The 18792-nt window shown below is 62.1% G+C and carries 13 protein-coding genes; 7 read left to right on the top strand and 6 right to left on the bottom strand.

Features of this window, described 5'->3' with window-relative positions; genetic code table 11:
- Nucleotides 1–204 precede the first annotated feature (204 nt).
- Nucleotides 205–624 carry an RNA polymerase-binding protein DksA gene (dksA, locus tag RB548_RS08220; protein WP_136505565.1) on the top strand — a complete coding sequence of 140 codons (420 nt, stop codon included), beginning with the start codon at nucleotides 205–207 and terminating at the stop codon, nucleotides 622–624.
- Nucleotides 625–733: 109 nt separating this feature from the next.
- Here dksA and RB548_RS08215 read toward each other — a convergent pair whose 3' ends face one another.
- Nucleotides 734–1738: a flagellar biosynthetic protein FliO gene (locus RB548_RS08215; protein WP_331374440.1), complete on the bottom strand. Its 1005-nt coding sequence runs from the start codon at nucleotides 1736–1738 to the stop codon at nucleotides 734–736.
- 373 nt (nucleotides 1739–2111) lie between these two features.
- On the opposite strand from RB548_RS08215, the gene cckA reads away from it, so the two are divergent.
- Complete coding sequence (cckA, locus tag RB548_RS08210; RefSeq protein ID WP_331374439.1) at nucleotides 2112–4715, top strand: cell cycle histidine kinase CckA; 2604 nt, start codon at nucleotides 2112–2114, stop codon at nucleotides 4713–4715.
- A gap of 74 nt (nucleotides 4716–4789) precedes the next feature.
- On the opposite strand, the gene RB548_RS08205 is transcribed toward cckA, so the two are convergent.
- Together RB548_RS08205 and RB548_RS08200 are read right to left on the bottom strand one after the other, a co-directional pair.
- A complete protein-coding gene (locus RB548_RS08205; protein ID WP_331374438.1) occupies nucleotides 4790–5719 on the bottom strand; it encodes a pseudouridine-5'-phosphate glycosidase in 930 nt (309 codons plus the stop codon).
- Between the two features lie 134 nt (nucleotides 5720–5853).
- Complete coding sequence (locus RB548_RS08200; protein ID WP_331374437.1) at nucleotides 5854–6801, bottom strand: carbohydrate kinase family protein; 948 nt, start codon at nucleotides 6799–6801, stop codon at nucleotides 5854–5856.
- Nucleotides 6802–7070: 269 nt separating this feature from the next.
- Here RB548_RS08200 and recA point away from each other — a divergent pair, with 269 nt between their 5' ends.
- Both recA and alaS read left to right on the top strand, forming a co-directional pair.
- Nucleotides 7071–8162 carry a recombinase RecA gene (recA, locus tag RB548_RS08195; RefSeq protein ID WP_136505560.1) on the top strand — a complete coding sequence of 364 codons (1092 nt, stop codon included), beginning with the start codon at nucleotides 7071–7073 and terminating at the stop codon, nucleotides 8160–8162.
- A gap of 224 nt (nucleotides 8163–8386) precedes the next feature.
- Nucleotides 8387–11050: an alanine--tRNA ligase gene (alaS, locus tag RB548_RS08190; protein WP_331374436.1), complete on the top strand. Its 2664-nt coding sequence runs from the start codon at nucleotides 8387–8389 to the stop codon at nucleotides 11048–11050.
- Between the two features lie 148 nt (nucleotides 11051–11198).
- Here alaS and RB548_RS08185 read toward each other — a convergent pair whose 3' ends face one another.
- The 3 genes from RB548_RS08185 to RB548_RS08175 all read right to left on the bottom strand — a co-directional run bounded on the left by RB548_RS08185 (nucleotide 11199) and on the right by RB548_RS08175 (nucleotide 15265).
- Nucleotides 11199–12857, bottom strand: a complete 1659-nt coding sequence (locus tag RB548_RS08185) for a SulP family inorganic anion transporter (RefSeq protein ID WP_331374435.1) — start codon at nucleotides 12855–12857, stop codon at nucleotides 11199–11201.
- 202 nt (nucleotides 12858–13059) lie between these two features.
- Nucleotides 13060–13818 (bottom strand): HAD-IIB family hydrolase, encoded by a 759-nt coding sequence (locus RB548_RS08180; RefSeq protein ID WP_331374434.1) that lies wholly within the window; start codon nucleotides 13816–13818, stop codon nucleotides 13060–13062.
- 232 nt (nucleotides 13819–14050) lie between these two features.
- Nucleotides 14051–15265 (bottom strand): NADP-dependent isocitrate dehydrogenase, encoded by a 1215-nt coding sequence (locus RB548_RS08175; protein ID WP_331374433.1) that lies wholly within the window; start codon nucleotides 15263–15265, stop codon nucleotides 14051–14053.
- A gap of 272 nt (nucleotides 15266–15537) precedes the next feature.
- Here RB548_RS08175 and RB548_RS08170 point away from each other — a divergent pair, with 272 nt between their 5' ends.
- From RB548_RS08170 to RB548_RS08160, 3 genes are all read left to right on the top strand, one after another.
- The gene (locus RB548_RS08170) at nucleotides 15538–16368 is read left to right on the top strand and encodes an RNA methyltransferase (protein WP_331374432.1); all 831 of its coding nucleotides are present in this window, start codon (nucleotides 15538–15540) and stop codon (nucleotides 16366–16368) included.
- Complete coding sequence (murI, locus tag RB548_RS08165) at nucleotides 16355–17152, top strand: glutamate racemase (RefSeq protein WP_331374431.1); 798 nt, start codon at nucleotides 16355–16357, stop codon at nucleotides 17150–17152. The genes RB548_RS08170 and murI overlap by 14 nt, the downstream gene beginning before the upstream one ends.
- A 123-nt stretch (nucleotides 17153–17275) precedes the next feature.
- Nucleotides 17276–18790, top strand: a complete 1515-nt coding sequence (locus RB548_RS08160) for an ATP-binding protein (protein ID WP_331374430.1) — start codon at nucleotides 17276–17278, stop codon at nucleotides 18788–18790.
- The last annotated feature ends 2 nt before the right edge of the window (nucleotides 18791–18792 follow it).

The following is an 18792-nucleotide window of genomic DNA, read 5'->3' as shown; positions in this document are numbered from 1 at the left end:
CGGCATTGACCGGCGGTTTGCAGGTAGAGCGGCCGACCTTAATCGGCGATCAAGACTTCGTGTGTAATTTTGATGAAATATTCGCCAGTTAGCCTGAAATGCAAGCATTGTTAAAATGCGGTTGAGTGTCTGGCACAAGGCTTGAATCAGAGCTTCCATAGGTCTATACACCGCCGCAATGAGATGTTCTTCAGGAGAATCGCGTTGAGTGAGAAGATCGATCTTAGTACCTTTGTCCTCTCCGAGGACGAGGAATTCATGAATGCCAACCACCGGGCGTATTTTCGTGCAAAGCTGAACGCCTGGAAAAATGATATCCTTCGCGAAGCCCGCGAGACACTGGACCACTTGGCAGAGGAGAGCGCCAACCATCCGGACCTCGCGGACCGAGCTTCCTCCGAAACTGACCGAGCCATCGAATTGCGGGCCCGGGACCGGCAACGGAAACTGATCGCCAAGATTGATGCTGCGTTGCAGCGGCTTGACGAAGGCACTTACGGTTACTGCGAGGAAACGGGTGAACCGATCGGTTTGAAGCGTCTGGACGCCCGGCCGATTGCAACCCTCTCGATCGAGGCGCAGGAACGTCACGAACGTCGCGAGAAAGTCTATCGGGACGAATAACGGATACAGGTTCTTCCTGATCTGAAAAAACGGCGCGGTTAACCGCGCCGTTTTTCTTTATAGTGTCACTTGGGCCAACAACCTTCAGTATTATCCTGATCGTTCGCGCTCAGGGCTTACGCCCGGCGGAAATGTCGGCGAGCATGCGCGTCATTTCGTCTTCGATCGTCGGCTCCCTGCGGACATTGTCCGGGGTCCCACCGAGCAGGGGTTCCTGGCGGCCACCCGCAATCGGCCGGCTCTCGGCCTGAGGCCCAACAGTGGGCGCTAGCCGCTGGAGATCGCCAGTGGGCGCCAGGCGCTGGAGATCGCCGCTGATCTCCGCGTCGAGAATCCGCTCGAATTCCGAAACCCTGTCCGGCGTCACCGGTTGAACCGGCATCCCCTGTGTCTGCGCCGCCGGCACGAAAGTCGCTTGTAATGAGCCCTGCTGTATTGGCGTCGGCTCGCGCCGCGGCGCGATTGGCAGCACCCGTTCGCGGGCGACGTCGAAAACATCTTCCGCACGTTCTATGGCGGAGGCGCTGGGAATCGGGGACACCGGCGTCGGAACCCTGGCGGACGGCTGTTGCTGCGGTGGTTGCGCCGCCGTCGCGGGTCTTTGCTCCGCAGCAATGCGGATCGGCGGTGCCGGCTCCACGCGGGGAGCCGCTGGTTGCGCCTGCTCTTCCGTGCGCGCTGCTGGGCGCACCTGGACAGCGGCTGCGGGTTCCGCCGGAATCGGAGCCGGAGCAGGTCTCGGTTCAGGTCTCGGGGCGGCCTTGGGCGCCTCAACGGCCTCTTGCTCAGCGGCGACGGCGGCGCTCGTCTCTGCCGGTGAGGTCCCTTCCGGTGCGATTCGGCTTTCGATGACAATGTCCGTTGGGCCGCCGATCATGATGAGATGTTCGACGTCATCGCGGCGAACAAGCACCAGGCGGCGGCGCGCATCGACGGCAGCGGCATCGAGGACGGCGAGTCTCGGCTGTCTGTTCTTGCCGCCGCGCACAAAGGGGGAGGAGGGTCTGTGGCGCATGATCCAGAGCACGGCTACAAGGCACAAGAGCCCGACGGCAACGGCCGCAGCGGCGATGATGAATCGGCTGCCGTTGTCCCCGACAATGGTTTCGATCATAGGCTGAACTCCTTCTGCCTCCCCCGCATGTCAATATTTGACGGCTTTTTTCAGGCCGGTACAAGCTCGCGCCCGACATTCCCTGTGAATTGACCGCGATGCTTCCGCAGAGACGCTTTTTGCTGTTATCTCTGATTGTTAAAGATGATTCCAGTTCGATGATCCGAACGCGGGAAAGGCAACTGCGGATTTCGCGAAACGGTGGTCGGACGCCGGCCACTGCATGATTCCTTAAGCCGGGATCGATTTGAGGATAGATTATGCAGCAACGCAAAGGATTGCAGCGAGCCTTGCACGCCTGAACAAGGAGCACGGCGCTGTCTAAGATATGCAGTGGTGGTCGCGCGCGGCCGCAGCCGCAGGTGAGGACCCGATGACGAAATTGCGGCAATCAGGTGACTACCAGATGCCGGTCGTTGACCGCGGCGTCCGGCCGGGCACGGTCCTGCGGATCATCCTGCTGGCGATCGTCCTCACCGCGTCGGCGGCCGCCTTCGTCGTCTTCAAGAACCAGCTCGAAAACGAAATCGTCCTCGGCATCCTCGGCGTGCTGGCGATGGTCGGCATATTCTTCCTGGTCTCGTCGGTGATCGGTTTCATCGAGGTCATGCCGCAGACGCGTCCCGACGAGCTCGCGCGTGCCTTTCTCGATGCCCACGAAGATGGCACGATCGTCACCGACCGCAGGGGGCGCATCATCTATGCCAATGCCGCCTACGGCGCTCTGACCGGCGCCAAGAGCGCCGCCGGCATCCAGTCGCTCGAGACCATTCTCTCCAGGAACCGCGAGGCGACCGAAGCGATCTATCGGCTCACCAACGGCCTCCACGAAGGCAAGAAGGGACACGAGGAATTCCGGCTGCTGAAGCCGCTCGCAAACGGTGCGTCAATCGCCTCAGGCGCCCACTGGTTCCGCCTGAAGGCTCGCGTGCTGCCCCTGGAGGACAGCGACAGGAACCCCCTCTATCTCTGGCAGATCGCCGACATCACGGCCGAACGTGACGACCAGGAGCGCTTCTTCAAGGAACTGCAGAACGCGATCGACTATCTCGACCACGCCCCGGCAGGCTTCTTCTCGGCCGGCCGCAAGGGCGAGATCTTCTATATCAACGCCACCCTTGCCGATTGGCTCGGCATCGATCTCACCAAGTTTCAACCGGGATCGGTCAGTATTGCCGATGTGGTCGCGGGCGAGGGCCTCGCGCTCGTCCAGTCGGTCCAGGCGGAACCAGGCTTCAAGAAGACGAAGGTGCTCGATCTCGACCTGCGCAAGGCCAGCGGCCAGAGCCTGCCGGTACGTCTGATCCATCGCGTTTCGTCGACCCGTGACGGTGCGCCCGGCGAAAGCCGGACGATCGTCATGTCGCGTGAGGGCGACGATGGCGATCAGTCGGCCTCGAATGCCGCCATGCGCTTCACGCGCTTCTTCAACAACACCCCGATGGCGATCGCCTCCGTCGACGGCGACGGGCGGATCCTGAGGACCAACGCTCCTTTCCTGAAGCTGTTTGCTGGTCTTGTTTCTCAGGACGACGTCGAGCGCGGTGCACTGATCGAAACGGTCGTGCACGAATCCGAAAAAGACCGCCTTCAGGAAGCTCTTGCCGCGGCGAAAGACCGGCAGAGCGACATCGCCCCGATCGACGCCTTGCATCCGAGCGACGAGGCACGGCATTTCCGCTTCTACGTCAACGCCGTGATCGACCAGAGCGATCAGGCGCCCGAGGAGGCAGCAATCATCTATGCGCTGGAGATCACCGAGCAGAAGGCGCTCGAGACTCAGATGGCGCAGACGCAGAAGATGAATGCCGTGGGGACGCTTGCGGGCGGCATCGCACACGATTTCAACAATGTGCTGACCGCGATCCTGCTTTCCTCCGACCACCTCTTGCTCTCGGCGCGGCCCGCGGATGCGACCTTCGCCGACCTGATGGAAATCAAGCGCAACGCCAATCGGGCCGCCGTGCTCGTGCGGCAACTGCTTGCCTTCTCGCGCAAGCAGACGATGCGCCCGACCGTGCTCAACCTTACCGATGTCATCGGCGACCTGCGCATGCTGGTCGACCGGATGACCGGTACCAATGTCAAGGTCGAGGTTGACTACGGCCGAGACCTCTGGCCGGTGAAGACCGATCTCGGCCAGTTCGAGCAGGTCCTGCTCAATCTCGCCGTCAATGCGCGCGATGCCATGCCTGAAGGCGGAACGATCACGCTGCGGACGCGAAATCTGCCAGCAAGCGAGGTGGCGGCACTCGGACGACGGGAATTGCCGGAGGACGACTTCGTCATGGTCGAGGTCGCCGACCAGGGCACCGGCATTCCGCAGGAGATCATGGACAAGATCTTCGAGCCCTTCTTCACGACGAAGGAGGTCGGCAAGGGTACCGGCCTCGGCCTTTCGATGGTCTACGGCATCGTCAAGCAGTCCGGCGGCTACATCTATCCGGAGTCGGAAGTCGGAAAGGGCACCACTTTCCGCATTCTGCTGCCGCGCCACGTCGAGGAAATCCGCGAGGAAGTCGCAACCGAAGTCCCGATGCCGGCGGCCAGCGATTTGGTCGTGACGCCCGCGCCCAAGGCAGAATCGGAGCCTGCGGACCTCACCGGCGATTCCGCCGTCGTTCTCCTTGTCGAGGACGAGGAAGCGGTGCGCCGCGGCGGCAAGCGCATGCTCGAAACGCGCGGCTACACCGTTCACGAGGCCGGATCGGGCGTTGAAGCGCTCGACATCATGGACGAGCTCAACGGCGCGGTCGACATCGTCGTATCGGACGTCGTGATGCCGGAAATGGACGGACCGACGCTGCTGCGCGAACTGCGCAAGAAATATCCGGACTTGAAGTTCATTTTCGTGTCGGGTTACGCGGAAGACGCTTTCGCGCGCAACCTGCCGGCCGATGCGAAATTCGGTTTCCTGCCGAAGCCATTCTCGCTGAAACAACTGGCCGTGGCCGTTCGCGAGATGCTGGATTCCTGAGCGCGGATTGATACCTGACGCGGAAGAAGGCCCGGTCCAGCGCCGGGGCCCTCCTGTCAGCCAGCTTGCTTCACTTACTTCGCCGTCAGTGCAACCGCGATTTCGGCGGCGAGACGAGCATTATTCTCCACGAGCGCGATATTGGTTTCGAGGCTGCGACCGTCGGTCATGTGGAAAAGGTTATCGAGCAGATAAGGCGTGACGGCCTTGCCGGAGATCTCGTCGCTCGCCGCATTGTCGAGCGCACGGGTGATGTAGATTTCCATCTCCTCGCGCGGAATTTCGCTCTCTTCGGGAACCGGATTGGCAACAAGCATACCGCCGTCGATGTCGAGCAGATCGCGCATCTTCTGGAAATTGGCGATCGCGGCGGGGCTGTTGAGCATCAGTGGACTCTTGATGCCGGAATCCCGCGACCAGAAGGCCGGGAAGGCTTCGCTGTCATAGGTGACGACCGGAACGCCGCGAGTCTCCAGCACCTCGAGCGTCTTCGGAATGTCGAGAATGGCCTTGGCGCCGGCGCAGACAACGATGACGCCGGTGCGGGCGAGTTCATCGAGATCGGCGGAAATATCGAAGCTCTCTTCCGCGCCGCGGTGGACGCCGCCGATGCCGCCGGTGGCAAAGACGCTGATGCCGGCGCGCGCCGCGGCGATCATCGTCGCAGCCACGGTCGTGGCGCCCGTGCGGCGTTCGGCGATCGCGAAGGCAAGATCGGCACGCGACAGCTTCATCGCGCCTTCCGTTTTCGAAAGTGCTTCCAGCTTCGCGTCGTCGAGGCCAATGTGAAGGACACCGTGAATGACCGCAATCGTTGCGGGCACGGCGCCCTGTTCACGGATGATCGCCTCGACGCTTCGGGCCATGTTGAGGTTGCCGGGGTATGGCATGCCATGGGTGATGATCGTCGATTCCAGCGCGACGATCGGCGCACCGCGTGCCTTGGCGGCCGAGACTTCATCGGAGTATTCGATCGGCAGGGACGGGGAGGAGGATCTGGTCATGAATCTATCCTTAAATCGCGATCATGTCTGGCTTAAATCAACCAAAGGTCATCGAGATCGTTTCTAAAAATGTTCGAGGCGAGATGTGGGGTGGAAAGCTGCGCACACTTTCGTCCCGCGTTCAACGTCAGCTCTCATGACAGCATTTGCGGCGCCGGCACAAGGGCAATCGCCTGTTCGAGATTGCCTGCGGACATTTCTTCCGAAACGGCAAAAGGCGAGCGAAGCGCTATCCCCGCCGCGGCAACGCCATGGCGCAGGCATCCGGCAAGATCGAGACCCGAAAGCCGCGCCATGAGGAACCCCGAGGCCAATGCGTCGCCGGCGCCGGTGACATCCGCAAGCGCCGGGAGAGCCGGCGGGACAATGAGGCTTGCCCCGCTGCGATCGAAGGCGACCGCAGCGGCGCCGCCGCGTGTTACGACGCCACCCGTAAGACCGGCCTCCCGCAACAGCGATGGCCAGTTTGCGGCCTTGCTGGCGTCAATCCCGGTCAGGGCACGCGCTTCCGCCTCGTTCATGAACAGGAAACTGAGGCCGCCGAGGCATTTCCTGAAACGCACCACCTTTGCCGGCGACACGGCAATACCGGCAACAATTCGATCGTCTCTGGACGCCACGCTGACCAGAGCGGCGAGCGTCTCCTCGGGCAGGTTCGCATCCATCAGCACCAGATCGCTCGCCGCCAACACTTCGCGTATCGCGCGCTGCTGCAGCCGGCGCGGCGAAAACAACTGGTAGAGCTCCATGTCGGCAAGTGCGACGACAAGGTTGCCGTCGCATTCGAGAATGGCGGTGTAGCTCGGCGTTTTCCGGTCGAGAAAGGTAAAGGGGCAATCGATCACTCCCGCTGCGACCGCGGCTGCCGCCACCATCTCGCCTGCGGCGTCGCCGCCACGCGGGCTGATCATTCGCACGCTGTGACCCAGGCGCGCGAGGTTTCTCGCCGCGTTGAAGCCGCCGCCTCCCGCTTCCTCGAACCACGAACCGGGATTGCTTGCGCCAGGAGCGGTCACGCCGCTGATGCGGCCGCGACGGTCGATGTGGGCGCCGCCGAACACGGCGATTTCCCGTTTCTTCATAAAAGCTCCTCTTTGGACTGCTTCAATCCAAAATCACAGAGGCGGCACGGTCGCGAATCGCGCTGGTGTCGCCAAGCCTGGCCGAGCTTCGGCATGGGCTTCGCGGAAACGTGGTACAATGCCCGTGAACAAGAATCGAACGCAACGAGAATAACCGTTATCATTCAATTGGTTGCCACTCTATTGCCAAAGCAGAACAAAACATGTACAAAAACTCCTGCGGCGGCTTCATTGCCTCGGTAGCTTCAATAACCTAAAGGTGGGACCAAATGGCACAAAACTCTTTGCGGCTCGTAGAGGACAAATCGGTGGATAAAAGCAAGGCACTTGAAGCGGCTCTCTCCCAGATCGAACGGTCGTTCGGCAAGGGATCGATCATGAAGCTCGGCTCGAAGGACAGCGTAATCGAGATCGAAACTGTTTCGACCGGCTCGCTCGGCCTCGATATCGCACTCGGCATTGGCGGCCTGCCGAAAGGGCGCATCATTGAAATCTACGGCCCGGAAAGCTCGGGCAAGACAACGCTGGCGCTGCAGACCATCGCCGAGGCGCAGAAGAAAGGTGGCATTTGCGGCTTCGTCGACGCCGAACATGCGCTCGATCCGGTCTATGCGCGCAAGCTCGGCGTCGATCTCGAAAACCTCTTGATCTCGCAGCCGGACACCGGCGAACAGGCGCTGGAAATCACCGACACGCTGGTCCGTTCAGGCGCGATCGACGTCCTCGTCGTCGATTCGGTTGCAGCTCTCGTGCCGCGCGCTGAAATCGAAGGCGAAATGGGCGACAGTCTGCCGGGCATGCAGGCCCGCCTGATGAGCCAGGCACTGCGCAAACTCACCGCGTCGATCTCCAAGTCCAACTGCATGGTGATCTTCATCAACCAGATCCGCATGAAGATCGGCGTCATGTTCGGTTCGCCGGAAACGACGACGGGCGGCAACGCGCTGAAGTTCTATGCGTCGGTGCGCCTCGATATTCGTCGCATCGGCTCGGTCAAGGAGCGCGAAGAGGTCGTCGGCAACCAGACCCGCGTCAAGGTCGTCAAGAACAAGATGGCGCCGCCCTTCAAGCAGGTGGAATTCGACATCATGTATGGCGAGGGCGTTTCCAAGACCGGTGAACTCATCGATCTCGGCGTCAAGGCCGGCATCGTCGAAAAATCCGGCGCCTGGTTTTCCTACAATAGCCAGCGCCTCGGCCAGGGCCGGGAGAATGCGAAACTTTTCCTACGCGACAATCCCGATCTTCTGCGTGAAATCGAGATGGCTCTGCGGCAGAATGCCGGCCTGATCGCTGATAAGTTCCTGGAGAACGGCGGACCGGAGAGCGATGACGACGGCGATGCAGCCGCCGAAATGTAAGATCTGAGGCGGGCAAGTTTTGGATAAAGCCGGTCGTTTTTCCAGACGGCCGGTTTTTTGCTGCCGTCTGGACAGCGTGAGACACGGAAGATAAAAGCCTGTGGTTCCGGCGACCGACGTTGCTGGGGGGCGTGTCTATTGCCGATAGACGCGGGATTGAAGAGAGCGGTGCGCGGCCCGGCAAAGTGCGGTCGCGACCGGGAATGGCACAGATAGGACGCAAGATGAGCGGCGTGAATGAAATTCGGTCGATGTTTCTCGACTATTTCCGCAAGAACGGTCACGAGATCGTGCCGTCGAGCCCCCTGGTGCCGCGCAACGACCCGACATTGATGTTCACCAATGCCGGCATGGTGCAGTTCAAGAACGTCTTCACCGGCCTCGAGCAGCGCCCCTATTCGACGGCCGCGACCGCGCAGAAATGCGTGCGCGCCGGCGGCAAGCACAACGACCTCGACAATGTCGGCTACACGGCCCGGCACCACACCTTCTTCGAAATGCTCGGCAACTTCTCCTTCGGCGACTATTTCAAGGAACGCGCGATCGAGCTTGCCTGGAACCTGATCACCAAGGAGTACGGGCTCGACGCCAAGCGCCTGCTGGTGACCGTCTACCACACCGACGACGAAGCCTATGGCCTCTGGAAGAAGATCGCCGGCTTCAGCGACGACCGGATCATCCGCATTCCGACCAGCGATAACTTCTGGGCAATGGGCGATACCGGCCCCTGCGGCCCGTGCTCGGAAATTTTCTACGATCACGGCGACCAGATCTGGGGCGGACCGCCCGGTTCGGCCGATGAAGATGGCGACCGCTTCATCGAGATCTGGAATCTCGTTTTCATGCAGTACGAGCAGGTCACCAAGGAAGAGCGTATCGATCTGCCGCGCCCGTCGATCGATACCGGCATGGGACTGGAGCGTGTTGCGGCCGTCCTGCAGGGCCAGCACGACAACTATGACATCGATCTTTTCCGTGCGCTGATTGCGGCTTCCGAGGAAGCAACCGCCGTCAAGGCCGAGGGCGACCGCCGTGCTAGCCACCGCGTCATCGCCGACCATCTGCGTTCCTCGGCCTTCCTGATCGCCGACGGCGTGCTTCCCTCGAACGAAGGCCGCGGCTATGTGCTGCGCCGAATCATGCGCCGCGCCATGCGCCACGCACAGCTGCTCGGCGCGCAGGAGCCGCTGATGTGGAAGCTCCTGCCGGAGCTCGTCAACCAGATGGGCCGCGCCTATCCGGAACTCGCCCGCGCCGAAGCGTTGATCTCGGAGACGCTGAAGCTGGAAGAAACCCGTTTCCGCAAGACGCTGGAGCGCGGTCTGAACCTCCTTTCAGACGCCTCAGCAGATCTTTCCGAAGGCGACCAGTTCAACGGCGAAACAGCCTTCAAGCTTTATGACACCTACGGCTTCCCGCTCGACCTGACGCAGGATGCGCTGCGCGCCAAGGGCATCACGGTCGATACCGACGCGTTTTCCAAGGCAATGGAACGGCAGAAGGCGGAGGCCCGCGCCAACTGGGCCGGATCCGGTGAGGCCGCGACCGAGACGATCTGGTTTGAGCTCAAGGAAAAGCACGGCGCGACGGAATTCCTCGGCTATGACACCGAGGCCGCCGAAGGCGTAATCCAGGCGATCGTCCGCGATGGTGCGGTGGTCGAATCCGCAGTGAAGGGCGAGAGCGTTCAGGTGATCCTGAACCAGACACCCTTCTATGGCGAATCCGGCGGTCAGATGGGCGATACCGGCCTCATCGCGACCGACACTGGCAAGCTGACGGTCACAGATACCCAGAAGCGCGGCGAGGGGCTCTTTGTCCATTACTGCGTAGTCGCCGAAGGAAATATGAAGATCGGCGAGGCGGCCGCGCTAACCGTCGACCATACGCGTCGTACCCGGCTCCGCTCCAATCACTCCGCGACGCACCTGCTGCACGAGGCGCTGCGCGAGGTGCTCGGCACGCATGTGGCACAGAAGGGCTCGCTTGTCGCGCCGGACCGGCTGCGCTTCGACGTATCGCATCCGAAGCCGATGACGACGGACGAATTGAAGGTCGTCGAGGAGATGGCAAACGAGATCATCGTCCAGAATTCGCCGGTGACGACGCGACTGATGACCGTCGACGACGCGATTGCGGACGGCGCAATGGCGCTCTTCGGCGAGAAATATGGCGACGAGGTCCGCGTCGTCGCAATGGGGCAAGGCGTTCGCGGGTCGAAAGCCGGAAAGCCCTATTCGGTCGAACTCTGCGGCGGCACGCATGTATCGGCAACCGGCGACATCGGTCTTGTGCGGATCGTTGCTGAAAGTGCGGTCGGTGCCGGCGTGCGTCGAATCGAGGCACTGACGGGCGAGGCGGCTCGCGCCTATCTCAACGAGCAGGACGAGCGGGTGAAGACGCTGGCATCCGCGCTCAAGGTCCAGCCGGCGGATGTTCTCGGCCGGGTCGAGGCCCTGCTCGACGAGCGCCGCAAGCTGGAGCGGGAACTGACCGAGGCCAAGAAGAAGCTTGCTCTCGTCGGTGACGGCCAGAACGGTTCGGCCGATGCCGCCCGCGATATCGCGGGCGTCCGCTTCCTTGGCAGGGTCGTGTCCGGCGTCGAGCCAAAGGACCTGAAGAGCCTCGCCGATGACGGCAAGAAGACGCTCGGTTCGGGCGTTGTCGCCTTCGTTGGTGTTTCCGGCGACGGCAAGGCGAGTGCGGTGGTGGCCGTGACCGACGACCTCACCTCGAAGGTCAGCGCCGTCGATCTAGTGCGCGTCGCTTCGGCCGCACTCGGCGGCAAGGGGGGCGGCGGACGCCCGGACATGGCCCAGGCCGGCGGACCGGATGGCAACCGTGCAGCCGAAGCGATCGAAGCGGTCGCCGTGGCGCTCGCCGGTTGACTTACTGCATGTTTCCTTAAATCGTAGCCGATTTAAGGATAAAAACATGCAGCAATTCAAAGTGCTACAGCGTCCTTTGCGCGTCTGATAAGACGCGCGGCGCTGTAAGCCCAGGCAACCGAAGGAAAGGGCGCCGCGGCGCCCCTTTTCATGCGCTCTTTTCGCTGCGGATACTGGCGAGCGCCGCCTGAACCGAGGCACGCATCACGACACGCGGCGGGCGAACGTCATGCTGGCGGAGCGCGCGGCGCACCTGTGACCTGGCGCCGGTGATGAAGAAACGGACGCCCGTCCTTTCGGCCTTCCGCAGCGTTCCCTCGATGACATTGGCTGCGGTCGAGTCCATGAAGGGTACTTCCGAGCAATCGAGGATGAAATTCCGACGCTGGTCGGCGATGCGGTCGAGAACAGTGCCGACGGTTGCGGCCGAGCCGAAGAAGAAGATGCCCGAAATTCGATAGATGACCGTATCCGGATCGTCCGCGACGACCGGATGTTCTTCCTCTCCATTCCCGTCTTTTAGGGCCTCCAGCGGTTTTGTTTCTCCGACCGAGATGCTCTTTGCCATGCGGTCGATGAAAAGAACCGCGCCAAGGGCGAAGCCGATCACGATGCCTTCCGTCAACTCGCGGAAGACGACGATGATAAAGGTCGCCAGAAGCACGACCGCATCGCCGTAGGAGGATCGCAGCAGCGCCATGAACGCCGGCTTCTCGATCATGTTCCAGGCAACGATAGCGAGCACGCCGGCCAGCGAGGCGAGCGGGATGTAGCTCGCGAGCGGAGCGGCGAGAACCATGAATAGAAGCAGAAAGATGGAATGCAGCATGCCGGAAACCGGACTGGTTCCGCCTGCACGCACATTCGTCGCCGTGCGGGCGATCGTCCCGGTAACGCAGATGCCGCCGAAGAGCGCTGAACAGAAGTTCGCGATTCCTTGCGCAATCAATTCCATGCTCGAACGGTGGCGGCGGCCGGTCATGCCGTCGGCGACGACGGCCGACAGCAAGGACTCGATTGCACCGAGGAGCGCAAAGGAGACGGCATCCGGAAAGACGGCAGCCGCCTTCTCGAGCGAGAAAGGCGGAAGTGTCGGTGAAGGCAGGCCACGCGGAATGCCGCCAAAGCGGGTGCCGATCGTTTCCGCCGGCAATTGCAGCAGAGCGACGAAGGCAGAAGCGGCGGCAACGGCAATCAGCATGCCGGGCCAGTGCGGTCGCAGCCTGCGCAGCGTGAGAATGGCGCCGATCGTTAGCGCCGCTGTCAGAACTGCTGCCCAGTTGACCGTACCGGCGGCAAGTCCAAGGGTCGCGACTTTCCCGATGATGGGCCCGGGCTCGCGGCCGCTCAGAGTCAGGCCGAAGAGGTCGCGCAATTGGCTGGCGAAGATGATCACCGCGATCCCGGCAGTAAAGCCCACGGTCACCGGGTAGGGGATGAACTTGATGTAGTTGCCAAGTCGCAAGTAGCCTGCGGCAACGAGCATGACGCCGGACATCGCCGTAGCCAGCAGCAGGCCATCGAGGCCGTGCCTGGCACCGGTGGCAGCCACGAGTACGATGAACGCACCAGCGGGCCCCCCAATCTGCACGCGGCTGCCGCCGAGGAGCGAGACCAGAAAACCGCCGACAATCGCAGTGTAGAGCCCGCGATCAGGCGTAACACCCGAGGCGATCGCGACGGCCATGGACAGCGGCAGGGCGACGATGGCGACGGTAAGCCCGGCAAAAGCGTCCACCTTCAGGCGAGCGCCACCATATCCTTCTCTAAAGACGCTTACCGTTTTGGGGACGAGAGAATCGGGCATCTACGAGACTTTCGGGAACCACTATGGCGGGCAACGCGTACTGGACACCGCCAGACTATATGAGTCGCTACGCCGAACAAGCAGCTGCAATCGAGCGCTTGATGTCACGGATTCCATCTATGCTTTATTGGCTTAACTCTTCACGGAAATCTTTCTTCCGCTGAAATGACTGGCGATGCCGGGGTGGGCCGAAGGACCGGACCTATCCGATAACGCCCCAATGGCGCAGACCTTCGAGCACGCCGTCCGCATGGGAATTCCGCGCGAGAAAATGCCGCTTCTCGTGCGCGATGGCCTGGCGTAGTTCGGCAAGCGCATTGGCGACCACCACGCCGCGCACACGTGGCATATCGAACATTTCGCGGTCGTTGCCGGTGTCGCCGGCGACGACCACCTCGTCGAGATCGACCGTAAGCTCGCGGCAGATCCAGGCCAGCGCGCTGCCCTTGCCGCCGGCGCGCGGCAATATGTCGAGATCCCGACTGCTGGAATAGATGAGCTTCACGTCCAATCCGGCGGACGCCAGCCGTTGCCCGATGGCACCGATTTCCTCGTCGCGTGCCTCTGGCAAACGCCAACTCGCCTTGTGAGCATGTTGGTCGACTGCCGCCTGCGGAACTGCGCCTTCTACCGTCTCCATGATCGCCGTGACGGCCGTGACGTCGATCGGAGGGCCAAGCTCCTCGGTGAACGCCTGCAACCGTTTCCTTTTACGCCCGTCGGCTATCATCGTACCGACGCCGCCAATCACGTAGTCAGGCGGCGGCAACTGGTCGACGTCCACGAGCGCCAATATGTCGTTGATCGGTCGGCCGCTATTGTAGATAAGCAGCGGCCTTTTGCTCTCGGCGAGCGCCTGCCAGGCCGAACGAAAGCGATCCGCCGCTCCATCATCGCCAAGAAGCGTGCCGTCTATATCGAAGGCGACGAGCCTTACCGGCTTTGGTCCCGCTTGGTCCATCCGCTCATGCCATGGTTGGATACGACCATCGGGAAATGATCGAGTGCCGTAAGCGTTCCATCGGCCGCTTGCCGTCCCCGCTGCGGCGCGCAGGCACAGAGGCGGGTGAGGGCATTATGATGGGTGTGTCGGACACTCGCTCCCCCGTTGGCAGTCCGCCCTAAAGGAACCGATAAATGCAAGAAACCCGGCGCATGGCCGGGTTCCAAGACTTGCTATCAGGTTGGCAGGCTTACGCAGCCATTGCCTTCTTGAGGTTCTCGTCGATCTTGTCGAGGAAGCCGGTGGTCGAAAGCCACGGCTGATCAGGGCCGATCAGCAGAGCCAAGTCCTTGGTCATGAAGCCGGCTTCGACCGTTTCGACGCAGACGCGCTCAAGCGTCTCGGCGAACTTCGCGAGTTCGGCGTTGCCGTCGAGCTTGGCGCGGTGTGCAAGGCCACGGGTCCAGGCGAAGATCGAGGCGATCGAGTTGGTCGAGGTTTCCTCGCCCTTCTGGTGCTGGCGGTAGTGGCGGGTCACCGTGCCGTGCGCGGCTTCGGCTTCGACCGTCTTGCCGTCCGGCGTCATCAGCACGGAGGTCATCAGGCCGAGCGAGCCGAAACCCTGGGCTACGATATCGGACTGGACGTCACCGTCGTAGTTCTTGCACGCCCAGACATAACCGCCGGACCACTTGAGGGCCGAGGCCACCATGTCGTCGATCAGGCGATGTTCATACCAGAGCTTTTCCGCCTTGAATTGTTCGGCGAATTCCTCTTCGAACACCTTCTGGAAGATGTCCTTGAAGCGGCCGTCGTAGGCTTTCAGGATGGTGTTCTTGGTCGAGAGGTAGACCGGAACCTTGCGCTGCAGGCCGTAGTTGAACGAAGCGCGGGCGAATTCGGTGATCGACTCGTCGAGGTTGTACATGGCCATTGCGACGCCGGCGCCGGGGGCGTCATAGACGTCGTGCTCGATCGTCTGTCCGTCTTCGCCGACAAACTTGATCGAAAGCTTGCCCTTACCCGGGAACTTGAAGTCCGTCGCGCGATACTGATCGCCGAAGGCGTGACGGCCGACGATGATCGGCTTGGTCCAGCCGGGAACGAGGCGCGGCACGTTCTTGCAGATGATCGGCTCGCGGAAGATGACGCCGCCCAGGATGTTGCGGATCGTGCCGTTCGGCGACTTCCACATCTTCTTCAGCTTGAACTCCTCTACGCGGGCCTCGTCCGGCGTGATCGTCGCGCACTTGACGCCGACGCCATGCTTCTTGATGGCGTTGGCCGCGTCGATTGTAACCCGGTCTTCGGTCGCGTCGCGGTTTTCGACGCTGAGGTCATAATATTCGAGATCGAGGTCGAGATAAGGATGGATCAGCTTGTCCTTGATGAACTGCCAGATAATGCGGGTCATCTCGTCGCCGTCGAGTTCGACGACCGGATTGGCGACCTTGATCTTTGCCATGGATATGCCTCGTAGCTTTGCGGAGCATCGGACGCGATGCCCCCCGGTGGGAGAAATCCAGAGCCCTATAGCATTGTGAACTGGCAAGGCAAAGCATGCTTAGGTGAAACTTTGGATGGGTTGGGGGCCATTGCTTCACCCCGTCCGCGAGCATCCATATCGCTGGAGCGCCTTCACGCCACAGAGGGTAATCGTCCTCAAGGCCGATGGACGGCAGGCTTTAAATTCGCGAGCAATTGTGCGAGGGAAGCGCCGAACAGAAGGCGACGGCAATGGCAGGTACGAACAGCGAGCGCGAACTCTTGACGGAAGGTCCGGCGATTATCCTCGCTTACCCCCAACTCGGCGAGAACATCGGCATGGTGGCGCGGGCCATGGCCAATTTCGGACTGTCGGAACTGCGCCTCGTCAATCCGCGCGACGGCTGGCCGAGTGAAAAGGCGCGCTCCGCCGCAAGTCGCGCCGACCATGTCATCGATGGCGCCAAGCTCTACGGCTCGCTTGAGGACGCGATCGCGGATTTGAACTTCGTCTACGCGACCACGGCGCGTGACCGTGACGGTTACAAGCCCGTCCGCTCGCCGATCGTCGCGGCACGGACGCTGCGCCGACGGTTTAAAGGCGGGGAGGCGGTCGGCATCATCTTCGGCCGCGAACGCACAGGCCTCACCAACGAGGAAGTGGCGCTGGCCGACGAGATCGTGACATTCCCGGTCAACCCGGCCTTCGCCTCGCTGAACCTCGCGCAGGCCGTACTGCTCATGTCCTATGAGTGGATGAAGACCGGCATGGAATCGGAAGACGAAACGTCGTTCCAGGCGATCGCACAGCGTCCGGCGACCAAGGAACATCTGCAAGGCCTGTTCGATCATCTGGAAGATGCCCTGGAAGCACGCAACTACTTCCGCTCCGCCGACAAAAAGCCGAAATTGGTCGAAAATCTCCGCGCTGTTCTGACGAGACCATCCTTTACCGAATCCGAAATCCAGGTGTTGCGCGGCGTCATCTCTTCGCTCGACCGGTTCACGCGCGAAAATCCGCGCGGCTCCGGCGCGCCGGCGGGCCGCAACAGGAAAGTGCAAGGCGGCGGTGACAACGAGTGAACTGAAACCCATACTCGTTTTCGACAGCGGGATCGGGGGGCTGACGGTACTGCGCGAGGCGCGCGTGCTGATGCCGGAGCGGCATTTCATCTATGTCGCCGATGATGCCGGCTTTCCCTATGGCGGCTGGGAGGAGGGCGCATTGAAGGAGCGCGTGATCGCGCTCTTCGGCAAACTGCTCACCGCGCACGACCCGGAAATCTGCATCATCGCCTGCAACACCGCCTTTACGCTCGTCGGCGCCGATCTTCGCGCCGCCTATCCGCAGATGACCTTCGTCGGCACGGTGCCGGCGATCAAACCGGCGGCGGAGCGCACGCGTTCCGGGCTGGTCTCGGTGCTCGCGACTCCGGGCACGGTCAAACGCGCCTATACGCGCGATCTGATCCAATCGTTTGCATCGCAGTGCCATGTCCGGCTCGTCGGCTCGGAAAATCTGGCGCGCATGGCGGAAACGTATATTCGCGGCGAGAAACTCGATGACGAGGCGGTCTCGGCAGAGATCGCCCCCTGTTTCGTCGAGATGGACGGGCGAAAAACCGACATTGTGGTGCTCGCCTGCACGCATTACCCCTTAATGGCGAACGTTTTCCGGCGGCTCGCGCCCTGGCCTGTCGACTGGCTCGATCCGGCAGAGGCGATTGCGCGGCGCGCCCGCTCGCTGGTGCCGCTGCCGAACGGCTTCGAGCCGCTTAACGGCGAGGATCCCGCCATTTTCACTTCCGGCAAACCCGATTTCGCCACGCGCCGGCTGATGCAGGGCTTTGGCCTGACGGTAAGGTAAACAAACTCTTATCTGTGGGTTTTGCCCATTGCGTCGAGCAAAGCGTCGGGAAGGGTGCTAGACGCTGATACGTGCCCGCGGTTGTCCCGTTGGAGCGTATACACATTTCTTGACGAGGTACGGATGAAAGTCGGCATCGACATGGGAACGACGTCCGAAGGGACTTCGGCCTCGCTCGATATCGAGGAGCTCTTGGCGACGCGCCTTCTGGTGCAGGGTAATTCCGGCTCCGGCAAGTCGCACCTCTTGCGCCGCCTGCTGGAACAGTCCGCACCATGGGTGCAGCAGTGCATCGTCGATCCCGAAGGTGACTTCGTCACACTCGCCGACAAGTTCGGCCATGTCGTCATCGACGGCGAACGCACGGACGCCGAGCTGATCGGCATCGCGACGCGCATCCGCCAGCACCGCGTCTCCTGCGTCCTTTCGCTGGAAGGTCTCGATATCGAGCAGCAGATGCGTAGTGCCGGCGTCTTCCTCAATGCCATGTTCGATGCGGACCGCGAATACTGGTACCCCGTTCTGGTCGTCGTCGACGAGGCGCAGATGTTCGCGCCTTCCGTAGGTGGCGATGTATCGGAGGAAGCGCGCAAGGTTTCTCTGGGTGCGATGACCAATCTCATGTGCCGCGGCCGCAAGCGGGGGCTTGCCGGCGTCATCGCCACACAGCGCCTGGCGAAGCTCGCGAAGAATGTCGCGGCCGAAGCCTCGAATTTCCTGATGGGGCGCACCTTTCTCGACATCGATATGCTGCGCGCCGCCGATCTCCTGGGTATGGACCGGCGCACCGCCGAGATGTTCCGCGACCTGAAGCGCGGCTCATTCGTTGCGCTCGGGCCGGCGCTGTCACGCCGGCCAATGAAGGTGACGATCGGCTCCGTCGAGACCTCCGCCCGCTCTACCAGCCCGAAGCTGATGCCGCTCCCGGAAGCGCCGCAGGATGTCGAGGACCTGATCTTCACGCCGGACCCGGAAGAGTTGACGCGGCCGATCATGCGTCGCCCGACCCCCCAGCCACGCCCGGCGACCGACATCCTCGCCGAGCTGTCGCGGCCGCGTCCCGAGCCCTTAGCGCCGGTGGAAATCAAACCTGCTCCGCCGGAAATGTCGGCGGAGGAGCGCGACGCGCTGCTCGACAGCCTGTTCGCCGAGATCCTCGCCAATCCGGACGCGGCCTTTCGGCCTGATGCCGAACTCTTCCAGGATTTTCTCGTTCGTTGCCGTATCCGCCGCGTGCCCGGGCCTGCGCTCTCGCTGAGTGCATTCCGCCGCAAGATGGCCGCCGCCCGGTCCGGCGTCGATGGCGAGACGGCTGCGACCGAGACATGGGCATCGGCGCTCCGGCTTGCCGACCGCGTGAGCGAGGACTTGCAAGCGGTGTTTCTGATGATGGCGCAGGCGGCTGTGCGCGGCCTGCCATGTCCTTCGGACGCGATGATCGCGCGCGCTTACGGAACCCATTCCGCCCGCCGCGCTCGGCGGCTGCTCGGCTACTTCGAAGAGCACGGGCTGGTCGTCGTACATGCGGATTTCTCCGGCAAGCGTATCGTGGCCTTCCCCGATCTCGGGAGCGAGACCGCGCCGGGCGACGCAAACGGTCCGGACATCGGTAACGGCGAACGGGCAGCCGCCGAGTGACG

The organism is Sinorhizobium chiapasense (assembly GCF_036488675.1).
GTDB classification, from domain to species: domain Bacteria; phylum Pseudomonadota; class Alphaproteobacteria; order Rhizobiales; family Rhizobiaceae; genus Sinorhizobium; species Sinorhizobium chiapasense.
This window is presented reverse-complemented; position numbering and strand designations above follow the sequence as displayed.

What these genes read in the sequence shown, in the direction of transcription:
- cckA (WP_331374439.1), top strand. Translation starts at nt 2,112, where the DNA reads ATGACGAAATTGCGGCAATCAGGTGACTACCAGATGCCGGTCGTTGAC.
- RB548_RS08185 (WP_331374435.1), bottom strand. Translation starts at nt 12,857, where the DNA reads ATGCCCGATTCTCTCGTCCCCAAAACGGTAAGCGTCTTTAGAGAAGGA.
- RB548_RS08180 (WP_331374434.1), bottom strand. Translation starts at nt 13,818, where the DNA reads ATGGACCAAGCGGGACCAAAGCCGGTAAGGCTCGTCGCCTTCGATATA.
- RB548_RS08175 (WP_331374433.1), bottom strand. Translation starts at nt 15,265, where the DNA reads ATGGCAAAGATCAAGGTCGCCAATCCGGTCGTCGAACTCGACGGCGAC.
- RB548_RS08160 (WP_331374430.1), top strand. Translation starts at nt 17,276, where the DNA reads ATGAAAGTCGGCATCGACATGGGAACGACGTCCGAAGGGACTTCGGCC.
- RB548_RS08215 (WP_331374440.1), bottom strand. Translation starts at nt 1,738, where the DNA reads ATGATCGAAACCATTGTCGGGGACAACGGCAGCCGATTCATCATCGCC.
- RB548_RS08205 (WP_331374438.1), bottom strand. Translation starts at nt 5,719, where the DNA reads ATGACCAGATCCTCCTCCCCGTCCCTGCCGATCGAATACTCCGATGAA.
- RB548_RS08200 (WP_331374437.1), bottom strand. Translation starts at nt 6,801, where the DNA reads ATGAAGAAACGGGAAATCGCCGTGTTCGGCGGCGCCCACATCGACCGT.
- recA (WP_136505560.1), top strand. Translation starts at nt 7,071, where the DNA reads ATGGCACAAAACTCTTTGCGGCTCGTAGAGGACAAATCGGTGGATAAA.
- alaS (WP_331374436.1), top strand. Translation starts at nt 8,387, where the DNA reads ATGAGCGGCGTGAATGAAATTCGGTCGATGTTTCTCGACTATTTCCGC.
- RB548_RS08170 (WP_331374432.1), top strand. Translation starts at nt 15,538, where the DNA reads ATGGCAGGTACGAACAGCGAGCGCGAACTCTTGACGGAAGGTCCGGCG.